The organism is Phaeobacter sp. CECT 5382 (assembly GCF_001457775.1).
Classification (GTDB): domain Bacteria; phylum Pseudomonadota; class Alphaproteobacteria; order Rhodobacterales; family Rhodobacteraceae; genus Pseudophaeobacter.
Genome location: NZ_CYSG01000004.1, coordinates 180,562 through 195,231, shown reverse-complemented (window position 1 = coordinate 195,231; position 14,670 = coordinate 180,562). Strand labels below are relative to the sequence as shown.

The window sequence follows — 14,670 nt, the reverse complement described above, 5'->3', positions numbered from 1 at the left end:
GTTCTGCCCGTCTCAAGCCTTGTTTGCCTCAAGCCTTGATTGCCGACATTCCGGCGGACAGGCACTTTTCGCGCGGTTATCGACGCGGGGTTAACCTGCCGAAAACCCGTCTCTGGTATCATTGAAGCAAGGCCCAAACCGGGCGCGCACTCCGGCCAGCCTTTCTGGTCGGCACTTCGGGCCAGGACAAGGAACGCAATGCTCAGTCTGAAAACCATGACGGCGGGACCGATGCTTCACACCCTCCGCTTCGCGGCGCCCTTTGCCATGGCCGCCTTGTGCCTTTGGGCCCTTTCGGCACGTGTTGAGCTCCCGACTCTGGCTGATCTTGGCGCGCTACTCGGCAGGTTGCAGCTGTGGCAATGGGTGGCTGCCTGTACAGCGACGGCCGTCAGTTTTTGGGCCTTGGGACGCTATGACTCTGTGGCTCACCGTCATTTGCAAACCGGCCTCGATGGTCCGCAAGCCCGCCGTGCCGGCATGGCAGCCATTGCCTTTTCGCAGATGGTTGGGTTCGGTCTCTTTACCGGGGCCTATGCGCGTTGGCGCCTGCTGCCAGGATTGACAGCCATGCAGTCAGCGCAACTGACAGGGATGGTCGGGCTGACCTTCATGGCTGCCCTTGCCACAATCAGCGGCGTGACCATGGTTCTGTTTGCCCCAGCACCTTGGTTCTCTTGGGTTGGAGCCCTGATATTGGTGACCACCGCCTGTGCCACCGTGGTCAGTTTTCTGGCCCCTGCCCTGCCCCTGGGGAAACTCCATCTGCGCTGGCCGTCCCTGACGGCCATGATGGCGCTTGCCACCTGGGCCCTGCTAGATGTGGCCGCTGCGGGCACCGCGCTTTGGCTGCTTTTGCCTGCCGGGGTCGAAATCGCCTGGACCACCCTTCTCGTCGTCTATTTCATAGCCCTAGGGGCCGCGATCCTGTCTTCTGCACCCGGTGGAACCGGCCCGTTGGAGCTGATGGTCCTCTCCCTGCTTCCTGGCGAAAGCAGCACCGGGCTGCTGGCTGCCCTTCTGGCCTTTCGCCTAGTTTACTACGCCCTGCCAGCAGCTTTGGCCTGTGCGGTCATGCTGATGCCACGACAGGCACAGGACATGCGCGCGCCCTTGAGCGACCCGGACTTGCTGGGGGCCCTGCGCAAACCGGCCAGCGCTCTGCCAGAAAAACGCCCCCGGGCCGAAACCGGCATTATCCGCCAGAATGGAGGCCATGTTCAGGCATTTGGCTTCACTCAGGTGGCGATGCTCGACAGCCCACAAATTTCTGTAGCTTTCTTTGATCCACTCTCCGGGGATCCAAGTGAGATTTTTGCGCCCTTGCGGCACTATGCCCGGCAACGCAACACTGTCCCCTGCCTCTACAAATGCAGTCGGCGCACAGCACGGGCCGCCCGCAGGGCAGGCTGGTCAGTCTGGCGCATTGCTGCCGAAGCCGTCGTGTTTCCCACCAGTTTCAGCGACAGCGGATCGAGCCATCGCCAGTTGCGCCGCAAATTGCGCCATGCCGAAAAGGCTGGTCTCACAGTCCATACCGCCCCGCCGACGCTGCCGCTTTATCAGATGCAGGCCCTTGATCAGCTCTGGCAAGCCCGCCATGGCGGCGCCCATGGCACCACCATGGGCCGCTTTGAGGCCAATTATCTGGCTGGACAGCGCGTGTTTCTGGCCTGGCAGGCTGGGAAAATTATCGGATTTGTCAGTCTGCATACAGCCGCCGACGAATGGTGCCTTGATCTGATCCGCATCTGTCCCGACGCACCGGATGGCACTGGCCATATTCTAGTCCGCACCGCCATTGCCGCTGCCGCTGACGAAAGCATCGCCCGTCTGTCGCTAGCAGCAGTGCCGGATCACCGATGGGCTGGCCGTATGGATCCTGGCCTGCGGCGTTTCAAATCCTGTTTTGCGCCGCAGTGGGAGGGCCGTTACATGGCCTGCCCAAGCTGGAGCGAGATGGCACTGGCGCTGGCAGAGCTGGTCAGACTTGTACACCGCCCCGGGCCCGTCACACCTGCCGATCCCCCTTACCGGGTCGAAGGCAATTCGGCGGATCAGGAAAACCTAGCGGATGACGCCTGGACCAATGCCGAGGATATTGCCGCTCATGCCAATGAGCACAGCTTTCATAATGAAGTTGAGGATTATGCAATTGCCCTGAAGCGCCTGCCGTGACACAGCACCCTCAAACCCCCAAGGGGAAGGCATGCCCGTTGAAAACGGCCCCCTGCCCGCTCCTGTCTTGACCGGATATACCTATGACCAATTTCTTTGCCGAGTTCCTTGCGGAAAAAGACGTCCTTCTGGCCGATGGGGCCACGGGCACCAATCTCTTTAACATGGGCTTGCAGTCTGGCGACGCGCCCGAGTTGTGGAACACGGACGAGCCCAAAAAGATCATGGCGCTTTATCAAGGATCAGTAGATGCGGGCAGTGACCTGTTTCTGACCAACAGTTTCGGTGGCACAGCTGCGCGTCTGAAACTGCATGATGCCCAGGGTCGCGTGCGCGAACTGAACCGGACCGCCGCTGAACTTGGCCGCGAAGTCGCGGATAAATGCGAACGCAAGATTGCCGTAGCAGGCTCTGTCGGACCTACCGGTGAGATCATGCAGCCCGTCGGCGAACTGAGCCATGCGCTGGCGGTGGAAATGTTCCACGAACAGGCAGAGGCCCTGAAAGAAGGCGGCGTTGATGTTCTTTGGGTCGAGACAATTTCGGCCCCCGAAGAGTTTCGCGCCGCAGCCGAGGCTTTTGCCCTGGCAGATATGCCTTGGTGTGGCACCATGAGTTTTGACACTGCTGGTCGCACCATGATGGGCGTCACCTCCGCCGATATGGCGCAGCTGGTCGAAGATCTGCCCAACGCACCGCTGGCCTTTGGCGCCAATTGCGGCACCGGGTCTTCGGACATTCTGCGCACCGTGCTTGGCTTTGCCGCACAGGGCACCGAACGCCCGATCATTTCCAAGGGCAATGCCGGCATTCCCAAATATGTTGATGGTCACATCCACTATGATGGCACACCTGAACTGATGGGTGAATATGCGATTCTGGCACGCGATTCCGGCGCCAAAATCATTGGCGGCTGCTGTGGCACCATGCCCGACCATCTGCGCCACATGCGCGAAGCGCTCGACACCCGTCCCCGTGGCGACCGCCCGACGCTGGAACGAATTGTAGACGTTCTTGGCCCCTTCAGCTCTGCCAGTGACGGCACCGGAGAAGATGCCAAAGACGCCAGCGAGCGCCGCTCGCGTCGTGGGCGTCGCCGCAGCTAACAAGCTGAATAGTAAAGTCATTCAAAAGGGCTGCGTTTTAACGCCGCCCTTTTTCATGCGCGTTTGAACCTTTGGGACAGATCATCCAACGTCAAAACAAGGCCATTTGGTCCCCAGGTTGTGGCGGGCGCTGAAACAGGTCCACTCGCAGATCTGGTGCTTTTTCTTCAAGCCCCAACCGCTTACAGGCCGCTTTGAAGCGGCGTCCGATCATACTGGCATATTCGCCTTCACCGCGCATACGCTGGCCCCAGCGTGGGTCATAATCGCGCCCGCCATGCATTTCACGCAGCCGTGCCATAACCTTGGCCGCGCGCCCTGGTTCATGTTCAGCCAGCCAGTCCTGCCACAGCTCTGACACCTCGCGTGGCAGGCGCAGCATGATCCAGCTGGCTGTGTCAGCTCCCGCCGCAGCCCCGGCTGCCAAAAGCGCCTCCAGCTCGTGATCTGTGAGGCCTGGCACCACGGGCGAGGTCATTATCCGCACCGGAACGCCTGCTTGTGAGAGGCGATTGATAACCGCCAACCTGCGGGCGGGTGCCGGAGCGCGTGGCTCCATCCGGCGCGACAGATCCGGGTCCAGAGTGGTGACCGAGATCCCGACCCGCACCAGACCTTTGGCCGCCATCTCGGACAGGATATCGATGTCGCGCTCGATCAACGTCCCCTTGGTGACAATCGCAATCGGGTGGTTGAACGCCTGCAGCACCTCAAGACAGGCACGGGTGATGCCATAGTCGCGCTCACAGGGCTGATAGGGGTCGGTATTGGTACCCATGGCCAGCGTCGCCACCCTGTAGCGGCTGGCAGAGAGCTCTCTTTGCAAAACCTCCGCCGCGTTGGGGCGCGCAATCAGTCGGGTTTCAAAATCCAGCCCCGGCGACAGGCCAAGATAGGCATGACTGGGCCGTGCAAAACAGTAGATGCAGCCATGTTCGCAGCCACGATAGGGATTGACCGAGCGGTCAAAAGGCAGGTCCGGCGAGCGGTTGTAGGAGATCACGCTGCCAGCGATCTCGCACCGAACATCGGTCGAAATTGCCTCCGCTGGCGCCTCCTGTGCCCATCCGTCATCGATATCCTCGCGTGCCAGATCGAACCGACCTGACGCATTACTGAGACTGGCACGCGCTTTGCGACGCGCAGTTGAGTTGTGAATCATCTGTTCCATTTCGCTTTTCTCGCACCGCAAATGGAACAAATAAAGAACAAACCCGAAAAATCGAAGATTTCCTTGCGAAATCTTCATTATCAATCTGCATTTTTTGCCCCTATAGGTCGGTTCGGACGAAGGCAATGTCGCAAATAATGCAGTCTCAGCGCGGCAAATTGGCCCAATAGTCGTAAAACAAGGCCACGCCGGGGAATCCCCGCCCAGTCAAGGAATAGGCGCATGTCAGAAGAAGAAGATATCATCCTGGCGGAACTGGACGACGAAGAACTTGTCCAACAGATGTTTGATGACCTGTATGATGGTCTTAAGGAAGAGATCGAAGAAGGGGTAAACATCCTTTTGTCGCGCGAATGGGCCCCCTACAAGGTTCTGACCGAAGCGCTGGTGGGTGGCATGACCATCGTTGGCGCCGACTTCCGTGATGGCATCCTGTTTGTCCCCGAAGTGCTGCTGGCCGCCAACGCGATGAAGGGTGGTATGTCCATCCTGAAACCACTGCTGGCTGCAACCGGTGCTCCACGCATGGGCTCGATGGTCATTGGCACCGTCAAAGGCGACATCCACGACATCGGCAAGAACCTGGTTTCCATGATGATGGAAGGCGCCGGCTTTGAAGTTGTTGATCTGGGCATCAACAACCCGGTCGAAAACTATCTGGAAGCACTCGAAGAGCACCAGCCAGACATCTTGGGCATGTCCGCCCTGCTGACCACCACAATGCCCTATATGAAGGTCGTCATCGACACGATGATCGAGCAAGGCAAACGCGACGACTATGTTGTGCTGGTTGGCGGCGCGCCGCTGAACGAAGAATTCGGCAAGGCTATCGGTGCTGACGGCTACTGCCGTGATGCTGCCGTGGCTGTGGAAATGGCCAAGGACTTTGTTGCGCGCAAGCACAACCAGATGAGCGCCTGATTTGGCACGCAAAGGACGTGCAGCCCGCTTGACAGAGCGGGCTGCATTTCGCCGCCCTACCGGGCGCAGCCTCGAGGAAAGCTCCCTCACCGAACAGGGCCTGGCTGCCCCTGAGAAAAAGACTGGCCGTATCCTGCTGATTGCCTGTGGCGCGCTGGCGCGTGAAATTCTTGCCATCAAGCAGATCAACGGGCTGGATCACATTGACCTCACCTGTCTGCCCGCGAAGCTACATCTCTATCCCGATCAAATCACTGTCGCCGTCGAGGGCGCCGTGCTGAAGCACCGTGCGTCCTACGATCAGATCTGCGTGGTCTATGCCGATTGCGGCACCGGCGGGGAGCTAGAGCAGAAATGCACGGAGCTGGGCGGGGAGATGGTGCCCGGCCCGCATTGCTATTCCTTTTTTGAAGGCAATGAGATTTTTGCAGAGCACACCGAAGCAGGCGAGATCACTGCCTTTTACCTCACTGATTTCCTGGTGAAACAATTTGATGCCTTCATCTGGAAACCTATGGGACTCGACAAGAATCCAGAGCTGCGCGAGATGATCTTTGGCAACTACACCAAGATGGTCTATCAATCGCAGCTCACCGACCCGGCTTTGGTCGAAAAGGCCCGCGACTGCGCCAGCCGCATGGGGTTGGAGTTCGAGCACCGCCACACAGGATATGGCGAGCTCCAGGACGCGCTGCTGAAATGGGGAAAGTCCGAAGCCTGAGCCCCCCCAAGCTCCGGCCCCAATGGATCAGGCGGTTTCGCGAACCTTCAAGCTTTGCAGAGCCTGGGCCTCAAAATCCTCCAGCGATTTCATGTCCAGCGCTTCTGATACCCTGGCGACCCAATCCTTTATCGTAGCGACCTCGGGCATGAAATTTGGCGCCCAGTGAAAGGGTGACGCCATGATGAGATCCGCCACAGACAGCTCCTCACCCAGCAAGAACGGGGTCTGCGTCAAAGCGGCTTCCAGCTGCGCATAGACCTCTTCCATGGTGCGAAACGTACTGACGAGGGCCGGATGGTCGAGGTTGGAAAATTTTGCCACCAAGGCAGGCTCCAAGACACCGCCATAGTAAGACATCCAAGACAGGTAGCTGCCGCGCCCCGCGGCGCCGGGTTTGGGGCTCAATGGCTGGCCGAACAGTTCATCCAGATACATCATGATGGCGCCGCTCTCGCGGATCTCTTCGCCCGCGTCGGTGACCAAATAGGGCACCTTGCCTTCGGGATGAGCATTCTTTGGATCCTTGCGGCCGCTGCCGTCGCCTTTGATGACATCAACGCAGATCACCTCGACCGCGTCGAGCTTCTCCATCAGCATGAGCTGGGAGACAACACGGGAGGAACGGCTGTGGGGAGAGTGAAAAAGCTTGGGCATTGATTTGAAACCTTTCGGGTTTGTGGTTGTCGATACCCGCTATATGCCGCTACCCTCCTGCCAAATTCTGTCAGGATGTATTGCCTAGGGTATCTTATGGCCAAATCAGATCGTCTCTTCCGTCTGCTGCATCTCATCCGGGGGCTGACACCTCCGGTGACCGCCGCACGGCTCTCTGCTGCGATGGAGGTGTCGGAACGTACCATCTACCGCGATATCGACAGTCTGAGGGCGGCCGGTGCGCGGATCGAAGGAGAGGCAGGCCTGGGCTATACCATGATCGAGGACCCGGCCCTACCACCGCAGACCTTTACCCAGCTCGAAATCGAAGCCCTGACACTGGGCCTCTCCGATGTCGGCCAGCGTGGCGACCGAGATCTGGCACAGGCGGCCAGTGACGCTCTGGTAAAAATCCTGGCCACCCTTCCGGAACGACAGCAACGCCAGGCCATGCATGCGGTCAATCTGGTGAATCGCTTTGCGGCACCACAAATGCCGACCATTGACATGACGCTCCTCCGCGAGGCGATGTGGGCCGAGGAAGCTTTGGAAATCCACTATACAGACCTGCGGGAGAACCAAACGCGCAGACGCCTATATCCGCTGGCTCTCTCCTATCATGAACGCGCCGTCATGCTGCTGGGCTGGTGTTGCAAACGCGAGGATTTTCGCATGTTCCACGTCACCCGCATCCAGGCCTATAAAAAAACCGGCGAGAGCTTTCGCCCCCGCCGTGTGCCCCTGCTACGGGACTATGTGGCCTATCTGAAAGATCCAGACAGGATCAACCAGCACCAATCAGGTGCGGCCTGCAGCAGCTAAGCCTCTCAAAGCTGTGCTGCGGCTGTCTCGCGGATGCGTTCGATCATCGCCCGCAGCCCGTTAGAGCGCTGCGCCGACAGATGTTCATTGAGCCCCAGACGCTCCAGCTCGGCCCGGGCGTCTACCGCCAGAACCTCAGGCAGGGTGAGACCGTTGTAAAGACTGCGCAGTACCGAGATGAGCCCGCGCACGATCAGCGCATCACTTTCACCATCAAAATGGAACGTCCCGTCCTGGATCACCGGGTGCAGCCAGACCTGACTGGCGCAACCATCGACCTTGGTGGCAGGCACTTTGAGCGCGTCCGCAAGGGGCTCCATTGCTTTGCCCTGTTCGATCACATGGCGATAGCGATCCTCCCAGTCCTCCAGGAATTCGAAGTCTTCGACAATTTCTTCAAATGCGGCGCTGGCCATGACCGGGCGTCCCCCTCGTTTGTGACGGAAATCAGCAGACCAGCACCTATGCCGCCTGCCTATGTTTTTCAACAGCTTTTCAAGCGCCGCACAATCGGGTAACCACAATCAACCAGACTTCAAAGACGGGCGGGACGACATGCGCATTTCCTTGGCACTCTTCTTGGCGGGCACACTTGTGCTGGCAGGCTGCGGCGGCTGGCGTGATTCACGGGTGAACCCGGGCAACTGGTTTGGCAAATCCAAATCCGTGCCAGTTGCGACCGAGGTCGCCGAAGAGACCAATCCGCTGATCCCCGAACGCCAGGGCAAGAGCATCTTTGCACGCAAAGAAGCAGAAGATCTGAGTGTTCTTGTTGCAGAGATCAGCGCCCTGCGGGTCGAGCCGACCCCGACTGGTGCGATTATTTATGCCACCGGAGTGGCAGAACGTCAGGGCGCTCATGAGTTGCAATTGCGCCGCCTGGACGACAGCCCCGCAGGCACATTGGAATACAGTTTCAACGTGCTTTACCCAGAAGCGCAGACCGCTACTGGCAGCATCCACAGCCGGACGGTCCATGCCGCCGTGACCCTGTCTGAACAGGATATGGCAGGTATCCGTTTGATCCGCGTCAATGGAGCCACAAACGCGCGCGATACCCGCCGCAAATAGGCACAAAATGCTGGCGAAGCCAGACTGACCGTCGCCCCCCAGACTGGCCTTCTCCAGACTGGCCTTCTCCAAAATGGTTCAACAACAAACGCCCGCGGCCAATGGCCACCGGGCGTTTTTTTAGTTCTGTCTTAACGGAGGCAAATAACCCCCAAAAAGCATGTAAGAAAAGGTTTTCTGTCGATTAGAGCTCGACCACCTTGACCATCTGTCCTTTGGCCGCCAGGGCGATTTCGCCATTGCAAAGGCGCAGCGCATCCTCCCCAAAGACTTCATGCCGCCAGCCTGTCAGGGCAGCAACATCTCTTTCGCCACCCGCAATTGCATCCAGGTCGGCACTGGGCGCAATCAGTTTGGCGGCAACACCCGCAGATTCGGTTTTGGCTTTCAACAGCACACGCAACAAATCCGACAGCGCCGGGTTCACTTGCAGTTTCTCGCGGCTGCGATCGGGTTTCGGCATTTTGTCCGCCGGGCAGTTCAGCCCTTTGGTAACCGCCTGCAGGATGCCTTCGGCAATGGCGCCCTTGCGCGCCTCGCGCAACAACAGGCGCGAACCGCCAAGGTCCGAACCCGTGCGCGGCTTGGTCGAGGCCAGCTCGACAAGGGCATCGTCCTTAAAAACCCGGTTGCGCGGCACGTTGTTGGTCTGGGCGTAGTCTTCGCGAAAGGCTGCAAGTTCACGCACCACAGCCAGGAATTTCCCTGACGAGGTCCGGGTCTTCACCCGGCGCCAAGCATCTTGTGGCTGGATATTGTAGGTGGCGGGGTCAGTCAGCACTTTTAGCTCTTCAGCGACCCAATGGGCGCGACCGCTGCGGTCCAGATCTGCCGCCAGAAACTCGTAAACCCGGCGCAGGTGGGTCACATCCGCCAGCGCATAGGTTTGCTGTGCCTCGGTCAGGGGGCGCCGGGACCAGTCGGTAAAGCGAGAGCTTTTGTCGACACCCTCCTTGGCGATTTTACGCACCAAGGTTTCATAGCCGACCTGTTCGCCAAAGCCACAGACCATCGCTGCCACCTGCGTGTCAAACAGCGGCACCGGAAAAACACCGGCATCGACCCAGAAGATTTCGAGATCCTGACGGGCTGCATGGAAGACTTTGACCACGGCTTCGTTTCGAAACAGGGTATAGAGCGGCTCAAGTGACAGACCATCAGACAGCGGGTCGACCAGAACCGCATCATTCTCACCATCGCCAGAGAATGCCAGCTGGATCAGGCAGAGTTTGGAATAGTAGGTGCGTTCGCGCAGAAACTCGGTATCGACCGTCACATAGGGATAGTTTGCAGCCTCTTCACAAAAGGCCTGCAGCTCGTCGGTGGTGGTCAGAGTTTTCATTTATCACGACTTTTCTGGTGTTCTACACGAATGGGCTGCGACGGTGATACGCCTTTGACGCCCGCAATGCAAACCGCCAGATCAGCCCTGCAGCAAGACCGGTGTGCGATCCCCCAGCGCAAACCGGCGCAGCACTTCTGGATAGAGCCGATGCTCCTGTACCAGCACCCGCGCCGCCAGTGTTTCAGGCGTATCCCCGGCTAGAACAGGAAGTCTGGCTTGCCCCAGAATGGGTCCGTCATCCAGCGCAGCTGTCACCTCATGCACGGTGCAGCCATGTTCCGCATCCCCGGCCGCAAGCGCGCGAGCATGGGTATGGAGGCCTTTGTATTTTGGCAGCAAAGAGGGGTGAATATTCAGCATGCGCCCCTGAAAATGCGACACGAAGCTTTCGGTCAGAACCCGCATGAACCCGGCAAGGCAAACGATATCTGCACCAGAGGCCAGAATGGGCTTGACCAGCTCGGCCTCAAAGGCCGCGCGGTCGCCCTTAAAGGGGCGGTGATCCACGGCAGCCGTTGCAATGCCTGCGGCGGCGGCCTTTTTCAGACCGCCCGCCTCGGCATCATTGGACAGCACCAGACAGGGGCGGGCCGGATGGTCGCCGGTCATGCTTTCAACCAGCGCCACCATATTGGAGCCACCGCCGGAAACCAGAATGGCGACCTTCTTCTTTTCGCTCACAGCAGCTTGCCTGTGTAACGCATGCCAGCACCGGCCGTGACCGTCCCCAGGCGTGTCACGGTCTCGCCTTCATCCTTGAGCACGGCGACCAGTTCATCGGCGCGTTCACCAGAAACCGACAGGATCATGCCCATGCCGCAGTTGAAGGTCTTGAGCATCTCAGCTTCGGCAATGCCGCCAACCTCGGCCATCCATTTGAACACGCCGGGCAGCTCCCAGGCATCCAGATCGATATCCGCGCCGAGATCTTCGGGCAGAACCCGTGGCAGGTTTTCAGTAAGACCACCGCCCGTGATATGCGCCAGCGCATGCACGCCCCCTGCCCGCACAGCGGCGAGGCTTTGTTTCACATAGAGACGCGTCGGGGTCAGCAGCGCTTCGCCCAGGGTGCCCTCGCTGAAGGGACAATCCGCATCCCAGCCAAGGCCAGAGAGTTCGACAATCTTGCGCACCAAGGAATAGCCATTGGAATGCACCCCATCCGAGGCCAGCCCCAGCAGCACGTCACCCTCGACCACGCCTGCAGGCAGGGCAGTTCCGCGTTCCATTGCACCGACAGAGAAACCGGCGAGATCAAAGTCACCTTCAGGATACATTCCGGGCATTTCTGCTGTCTCGCCACCGATCAGAGCGCAGCCAGACCGCACGCAGCCCTCGGCAATACCTTCGATGATCCGGGCAGCGGTCTCGGTCTCGAGCTTGCCAGTGGCAAAATAGTCGAGAAAGAACAGAGGCTCAGCCCCCTGACAGACCAGATCGTTGACACACATGGCGACCAGATCAATGCCAACCCCGTCAACCAGGCCAGTGTCGATTGCAATGCGCAGCTTGGTGCCAACCCCATCGGTAGCGCCAACAAGGATCGGGTCGCTATAGCCTGCATCTTTCAGGTCAAACAGCGCGCCAAAGCCGCCCAGACCGCTCATCACGCCGGACCGGTTGGTCCGCTTGGCGGCTGGCTTGATGCGATCCACCAGGGCATTGCCCGCGTCAATGTCCACACCCGCATCCGCATAGGTCAAACCGTTCTTGCCGCTGGTCATCTCTTGGCTCCTTCAAACATGTTGCGCAGCCTTTAACGCAAGGCGCTGCAGAAAGAAACAAGGGAATCTGCCGCACGTCTCATGTCGTGCGGCAGAGGCGGAAAATCAGAGCCCGAATTGCCAGGGAGCGGGCTGGTAGGCAAAGCTTTCCCCCTGACGCAACACGCGCCCCAGCCCCGGAAAGTCGATATGACTACCGGTCAGCAACAGGTTGTCGGCCACTGCGCGCTCAAACATCTTTCGGCGGGTTGCCGCAGTTTGGGCAGGATCCGTGTCAAAAGCGATGGTCCAGTCAGGATAGGCAAATTGCAGCGCGGTGCTGTGCACCACATCCCCCCAGAACAACAGCTGTTGATCCCCACCATCCAACATGAACCCAGTGTGACCCGGCGTGTGGCCCGGCAAAGGCACTGCGGCAAACCCGGCGGCGACAGCAGCCTCGCCCTCAAATATTTTCAGCCGATCCGCATAGGGCGCAACCGTGCCGCGCGCCATCTGAAAAAAGCCGCGACTGCCTTCGGGAACGGAGGCCATGATGGCGTCATCATGCCAGAAGTCCCATTCCTGCCGTGCAACCACCAGCTCTGCGTTGGGAAAGACGGCGGCGCCTTGAGCGGTGACCAGGCCACCGGAATGATCGGGGTGCATATGGGTCAGCAAGACGGTGCTGATTTCAGCTGGTTCGACGCCAGCAGCTGCCAGACCGGCCCCCAGCCCACCAAGGTTCGGCCCCAGCAGATCCGCCGTGCCTGTATCAATCAGAGTCTTGCGGGCGCCCTGCTCAACCAGATAGCCATTTACGGGAATATTGAGTCCTTCTAGGGTCATACGATGCAGCCCACGGGCTAAGGCCACGCGTGCCTTTTCCTCTTCGTAGTCTGCAAAAAGCTGAGGTCCCAGAGGCAGATGCCCGTCTAAAAGCACCGTGATTTTTGCATCCCCAAATGAGAAACGATGCAGCACCGGCTGCAAATCCGCTGAAGGCTGCGAACTTGCGGTGGCTTGACCTGAGACCAAGGTGGCAGCAGGCACGGCTGCAAGGCCTGCGAGAACGGTTCTACGATTGATCGTCATAAAGAACTCCAATATGGTTTTGACCAATATCTGATCACACCCTTGAATTAGGACGGCTGTTTCCACCAATGTAGAGGGGAAACGCCTATGTCTTATATAAGCAGGAGTTATACCCCTTGGACCGATTGGGATTGCTCGAAAGTTTTGTCATTGCCCTGGACGAAGGAAGCCTGAACCGAGCCGCACAGCGGCGGGGCATCAGTCAGCCAGCGATGAGCCTGCAAATCAAACAACTCGAGGCGCTGCTGGGGCATCAACTGCTGCTGCGCACCTCGTCGGGGGTGAAGCCAACCCGCCCGGGTCAGCTGGTCTATGCACAGGCGCAGGGGCTGCTTTCCGGCTATGATTTGATGTGTGCTGAGCTAAGCAGTCTCGACGCGCGGGTCGAGGGAACCTTCCGGGTCAGCACCAGCACCTTTTTTGGCCGGATCGTGCTTGGGCCTGTACTGCTCGACATAAATCAGGCCTATCCCGATCTTGATATTGTCATGAAGCTCGAAGATCGTCTGGTGGATGTGGTGCGCGAAAACATTGACCTAGCGATCCGTTCCGGCACTCTGGGTGAGACCGACGGCGCCGCCCGCAAGATCACCGAGATGGAGAATGTACTGTTTGCCGCCCCTGGCTACCTTGATCAGCAGGGACGCCCGGAGGTTCCGGAAGACCTGAAACGGCTCAAATTCATCCAGCACCACGAAGATCAAACGGGTGGCTACTTTCCGCTCACACGCGATGGGGTGGAATATCAGGCCCCGGTGCGCGTGGGGTTCACGGCCGATGACCCCGATCTGATCGTTCGGGCGGTTACAAACGAGACAGGCTATGCCCGTGCACCACGTTTGTTTCTCGAGGAAGCTTTGGCGAATGGCACCTTTGAACAGGTGCTGCCCGACTACCAGATCCCCGGAAAGCCGATTTTTGCAGTCTACCCGTCACGCCACAGCTTTGACAGGCGCCACGAAGTCATCATCACCGGCCTATTGCAAAGGTTAAAAGATCTCAACGCTGCCTCAGAGCACCAAGCCTGCCCAACCTGTGCAATCTTGGCTTGACCTCGGCGCTACCATTTTCTAACCACGTCACAGGCGGGCCTGTAGCTCAACGGTTAGAGCAGAGCGCTCATAACGCTTTGGTTGCGGGTTCAAATCCTGCCGGGCCTACCACCACCGCCAAAAAAACAATGTTTTCAAGGCAATGGGTGCACCGCACAACGAAAATGCCGTCCTATATGTTTCAATGGGTTCTGAGCAAGGTGTACCGCAGTTTGCCAACTAGATTCACCATCTCGACCTAAGGGTCAGCCCCCCAACCCAGAACTGCCGCACGCTTTGGTGTAAACCTGTAGGTGGCGGTATCCGGCACGTGCCGACCAGCGGTCATTGATCTCATAGGTAAACCCAATCAAGGCCTGCCAGGTAAGATCTGACCCTAGGCCAAAACCACCAACATCAAAGAAGCCAGTCACTTTCCAGGTATCGGATAATCGTCGGGCAAAGCGAAACGCCAGTACGGGATCCGCCCAAATATCATCTACAAGGAGTTCGATAAATTCAGTTGAGTGCGTGCAAAGAACAATGATCTTCTTGTTGCTGCCAGCTACCGGCCAACCGGAGACTGATATGATTTCTTGAAGCAAGAACGCCTGCAATTGTGGGTGCAATGAAACTTCGGGTTCATCCGTAGAAGAGCTCCGACCTCATCATCATAGATCATCGCCAAAAGGCCAACTAGGTGTAAGAGCCCAGATGCCTCTCTCCCGGACGAATAGGCCGCGCTATCGCCGTGCAAAAAGTAGACCTTTATGTTTCCAGCATCCCATCGAATTTCGATGTCCCGTTTAAAGAGCTTTCGCAAACGTTCTTTAACTTTTATCAAAATGT

Annotated in this window: 15 protein-coding genes and 1 tRNA gene; 8 read left to right on the top strand and 8 right to left on the bottom strand. The window is 58.5% G+C overall.

Going from position 1 to position 14,670, the window contains the following annotated elements:
- Positions 1 to 198 precede the first annotated feature (198 nt).
- A complete protein-coding gene (locus PH5382_RS06355) occupies positions 199 to 2,178 on the top strand; it encodes a phosphatidylglycerol lysyltransferase domain-containing protein (protein WP_082645576.1) in 1,980 nt (659 codons plus the stop codon).
- An 83-nt stretch (positions 2,179 to 2,261) separates the two neighbouring features.
- Positions 2,262 to 3,284, top strand: a complete 1,023-nt coding sequence (gene bmt / locus PH5382_RS06350) for a betaine--homocysteine S-methyltransferase (RefSeq protein WP_058333515.1) — start codon at positions 2,262 to 2,264, stop codon at positions 3,282 to 3,284.
- Positions 3,285 to 3,375: 91 nt separating this feature from the next.
- Here the strand turns inward: bmt and PH5382_RS06345 are convergent, their stop codons facing one another.
- Positions 3,376 to 4,455, bottom strand: coding sequence for a PA0069 family radical SAM protein (locus PH5382_RS06345; protein ID WP_058333642.1), 1,080 nt, complete (start codon positions 4,453 to 4,455; stop codon positions 3,376 to 3,378).
- A gap of 222 nt (positions 4,456 to 4,677) precedes the next feature.
- Here PH5382_RS06345 and PH5382_RS06340 point away from each other — a divergent pair, with 222 nt between their 5' ends.
- A complete protein-coding gene (locus PH5382_RS06340) occupies positions 4,678 to 5,376 on the top strand; it encodes a corrinoid protein (protein WP_058333514.1) in 699 nt (232 codons plus the stop codon).
- A 1-nt stretch (position 5,377) separates the two neighbouring features.
- The gene (locus PH5382_RS06335) at positions 5,378 to 6,097 is read left to right on the top strand and encodes a DUF1638 domain-containing protein (protein WP_058333513.1); all 720 of its coding nucleotides are present in this window, start codon (positions 5,378 to 5,380) and stop codon (positions 6,095 to 6,097) included.
- 27 nt (positions 6,098 to 6,124) lie between these two features.
- Here PH5382_RS06335 and PH5382_RS06330 read toward each other — a convergent pair whose 3' ends face one another.
- Positions 6,125 to 6,754 (bottom strand): glutathione S-transferase family protein, encoded by a 630-nt coding sequence (locus PH5382_RS06330; RefSeq protein ID WP_058333512.1) that lies wholly within the window; start codon positions 6,752 to 6,754, stop codon positions 6,125 to 6,127.
- A 96-nt stretch (positions 6,755 to 6,850) separates the two neighbouring features.
- On the opposite strand from PH5382_RS06330, the gene PH5382_RS06325 reads away from it, so the two are divergent.
- Positions 6,851 to 7,576, top strand: a complete 726-nt coding sequence (locus PH5382_RS06325; protein ID WP_058333511.1) for a helix-turn-helix transcriptional regulator — start codon at positions 6,851 to 6,853, stop codon at positions 7,574 to 7,576.
- A gap of 5 nt (positions 7,577 to 7,581) precedes the next feature.
- On the opposite strand, the gene PH5382_RS06320 is transcribed toward PH5382_RS06325, so the two are convergent.
- Positions 7,582 to 7,992: a SufE family protein gene (locus PH5382_RS06320; protein ID WP_058333510.1), complete on the bottom strand. Its 411-nt coding sequence runs from the start codon at positions 7,990 to 7,992 to the stop codon at positions 7,582 to 7,584.
- 139 nt (positions 7,993 to 8,131) lie between these two features.
- Between PH5382_RS06320 and PH5382_RS06315 the strand changes: the two genes are divergently transcribed.
- Positions 8,132 to 8,647: a hypothetical protein gene (locus tag PH5382_RS06315; RefSeq protein ID WP_058333641.1), complete on the top strand. Its 516-nt coding sequence runs from the start codon at positions 8,132 to 8,134 to the stop codon at positions 8,645 to 8,647.
- 184 nt (positions 8,648 to 8,831) lie between these two features.
- On the opposite strand, the gene rnd is transcribed toward PH5382_RS06315, so the two are convergent.
- The 4 genes from rnd to PH5382_RS06295 form a co-directional block, all read right to left on the bottom strand.
- Positions 8,832 to 9,989, bottom strand: a complete 1,158-nt coding sequence (rnd, locus tag PH5382_RS06310; protein WP_058333509.1) for a ribonuclease D — start codon at positions 9,987 to 9,989, stop codon at positions 8,832 to 8,834.
- Positions 9,990 to 10,070: 81 nt separating this feature from the next.
- Complete coding sequence (gene purN / locus PH5382_RS06305) at positions 10,071 to 10,673, bottom strand: phosphoribosylglycinamide formyltransferase (protein ID WP_082645575.1); 603 nt, start codon at positions 10,671 to 10,673, stop codon at positions 10,071 to 10,073.
- Positions 10,670 to 11,716, bottom strand: a complete 1,047-nt coding sequence (gene purM, locus PH5382_RS06300) for a phosphoribosylformylglycinamidine cyclo-ligase (protein ID WP_058333508.1) — start codon at positions 11,714 to 11,716, stop codon at positions 10,670 to 10,672. The genes purN and purM overlap by 4 nt, the downstream gene beginning before the upstream one ends.
- Before the next feature lie 105 nt (positions 11,717 to 11,821).
- On the bottom strand, positions 11,822 to 12,790 hold the full coding sequence (locus PH5382_RS06295) for an MBL fold metallo-hydrolase (protein ID WP_058333507.1): 969 nt from the start codon (positions 12,788 to 12,790) through the stop codon (positions 11,822 to 11,824).
- Positions 12,791 to 12,906: 116 nt separating this feature from the next.
- On the opposite strand from PH5382_RS06295, the gene PH5382_RS06290 reads away from it, so the two are divergent.
- Both PH5382_RS06290 and PH5382_RS06285 read left to right on the top strand, forming a co-directional pair.
- The gene (locus tag PH5382_RS06290) at positions 12,907 to 13,842 is read left to right on the top strand and encodes a LysR family transcriptional regulator (protein WP_058333506.1); all 936 of its coding nucleotides are present in this window, start codon (positions 12,907 to 12,909) and stop codon (positions 13,840 to 13,842) included.
- Between the two features lie 35 nt (positions 13,843 to 13,877).
- Positions 13,878 to 13,953: transfer RNA gene (locus PH5382_RS06285), tRNA-Ile, on the top strand.
- A gap of 134 nt (positions 13,954 to 14,087) precedes the next feature.
- Here the strand turns inward: PH5382_RS06285 and PH5382_RS19955 are convergent.
- Positions 14,088 to 14,438 (bottom strand): hypothetical protein, encoded by a 351-nt coding sequence (locus tag PH5382_RS19955; RefSeq protein WP_058333505.1) that lies wholly within the window; start codon positions 14,436 to 14,438, stop codon positions 14,088 to 14,090.
- Between the last annotated feature and the right edge of the window lie 232 nt (positions 14,439 to 14,670).

Coding starts and splice junctions, on each gene's coding strand:
- PH5382_RS06355 (WP_082645576.1), top strand. CDS start 199: ATGCTCAGTCTGAAAACCATGACGGCGGGACCGATGCTTCACACCCTC.
- bmt (WP_058333515.1), top strand. CDS start 2,262: ATGACCAATTTCTTTGCCGAGTTCCTTGCGGAAAAAGACGTCCTTCTG.
- PH5382_RS06345 (WP_058333642.1), bottom strand. CDS start 4,455: ATGGAACAGATGATTCACAACTCAACTGCGCGTCGCAAAGCGCGTGCC.
- PH5382_RS06340 (WP_058333514.1), top strand. CDS start 4,678: ATGTCAGAAGAAGAAGATATCATCCTGGCGGAACTGGACGACGAAGAA.
- PH5382_RS06330 (WP_058333512.1), bottom strand. CDS start 6,754: ATGCCCAAGCTTTTTCACTCTCCCCACAGCCGTTCCTCCCGTGTTGTC.
- PH5382_RS06325 (WP_058333511.1), top strand. CDS start 6,851: ATGGCCAAATCAGATCGTCTCTTCCGTCTGCTGCATCTCATCCGGGGG.
- PH5382_RS06320 (WP_058333510.1), bottom strand. CDS start 7,992: ATGGCCAGCGCCGCATTTGAAGAAATTGTCGAAGACTTCGAATTCCTG.
- PH5382_RS06315 (WP_058333641.1), top strand. CDS start 8,132: ATGCGCATTTCCTTGGCACTCTTCTTGGCGGGCACACTTGTGCTGGCA.
- rnd (WP_058333509.1), bottom strand. CDS start 9,989: ATGAAAACTCTGACCACCACCGACGAGCTGCAGGCCTTTTGTGAAGAG.
- purM (WP_058333508.1), bottom strand. CDS start 11,716: ATGACCAGCGGCAAGAACGGTTTGACCTATGCGGATGCGGGTGTGGAC.
- PH5382_RS06295 (WP_058333507.1), bottom strand. CDS start 12,790: ATGACGATCAATCGTAGAACCGTTCTCGCAGGCCTTGCAGCCGTGCCT.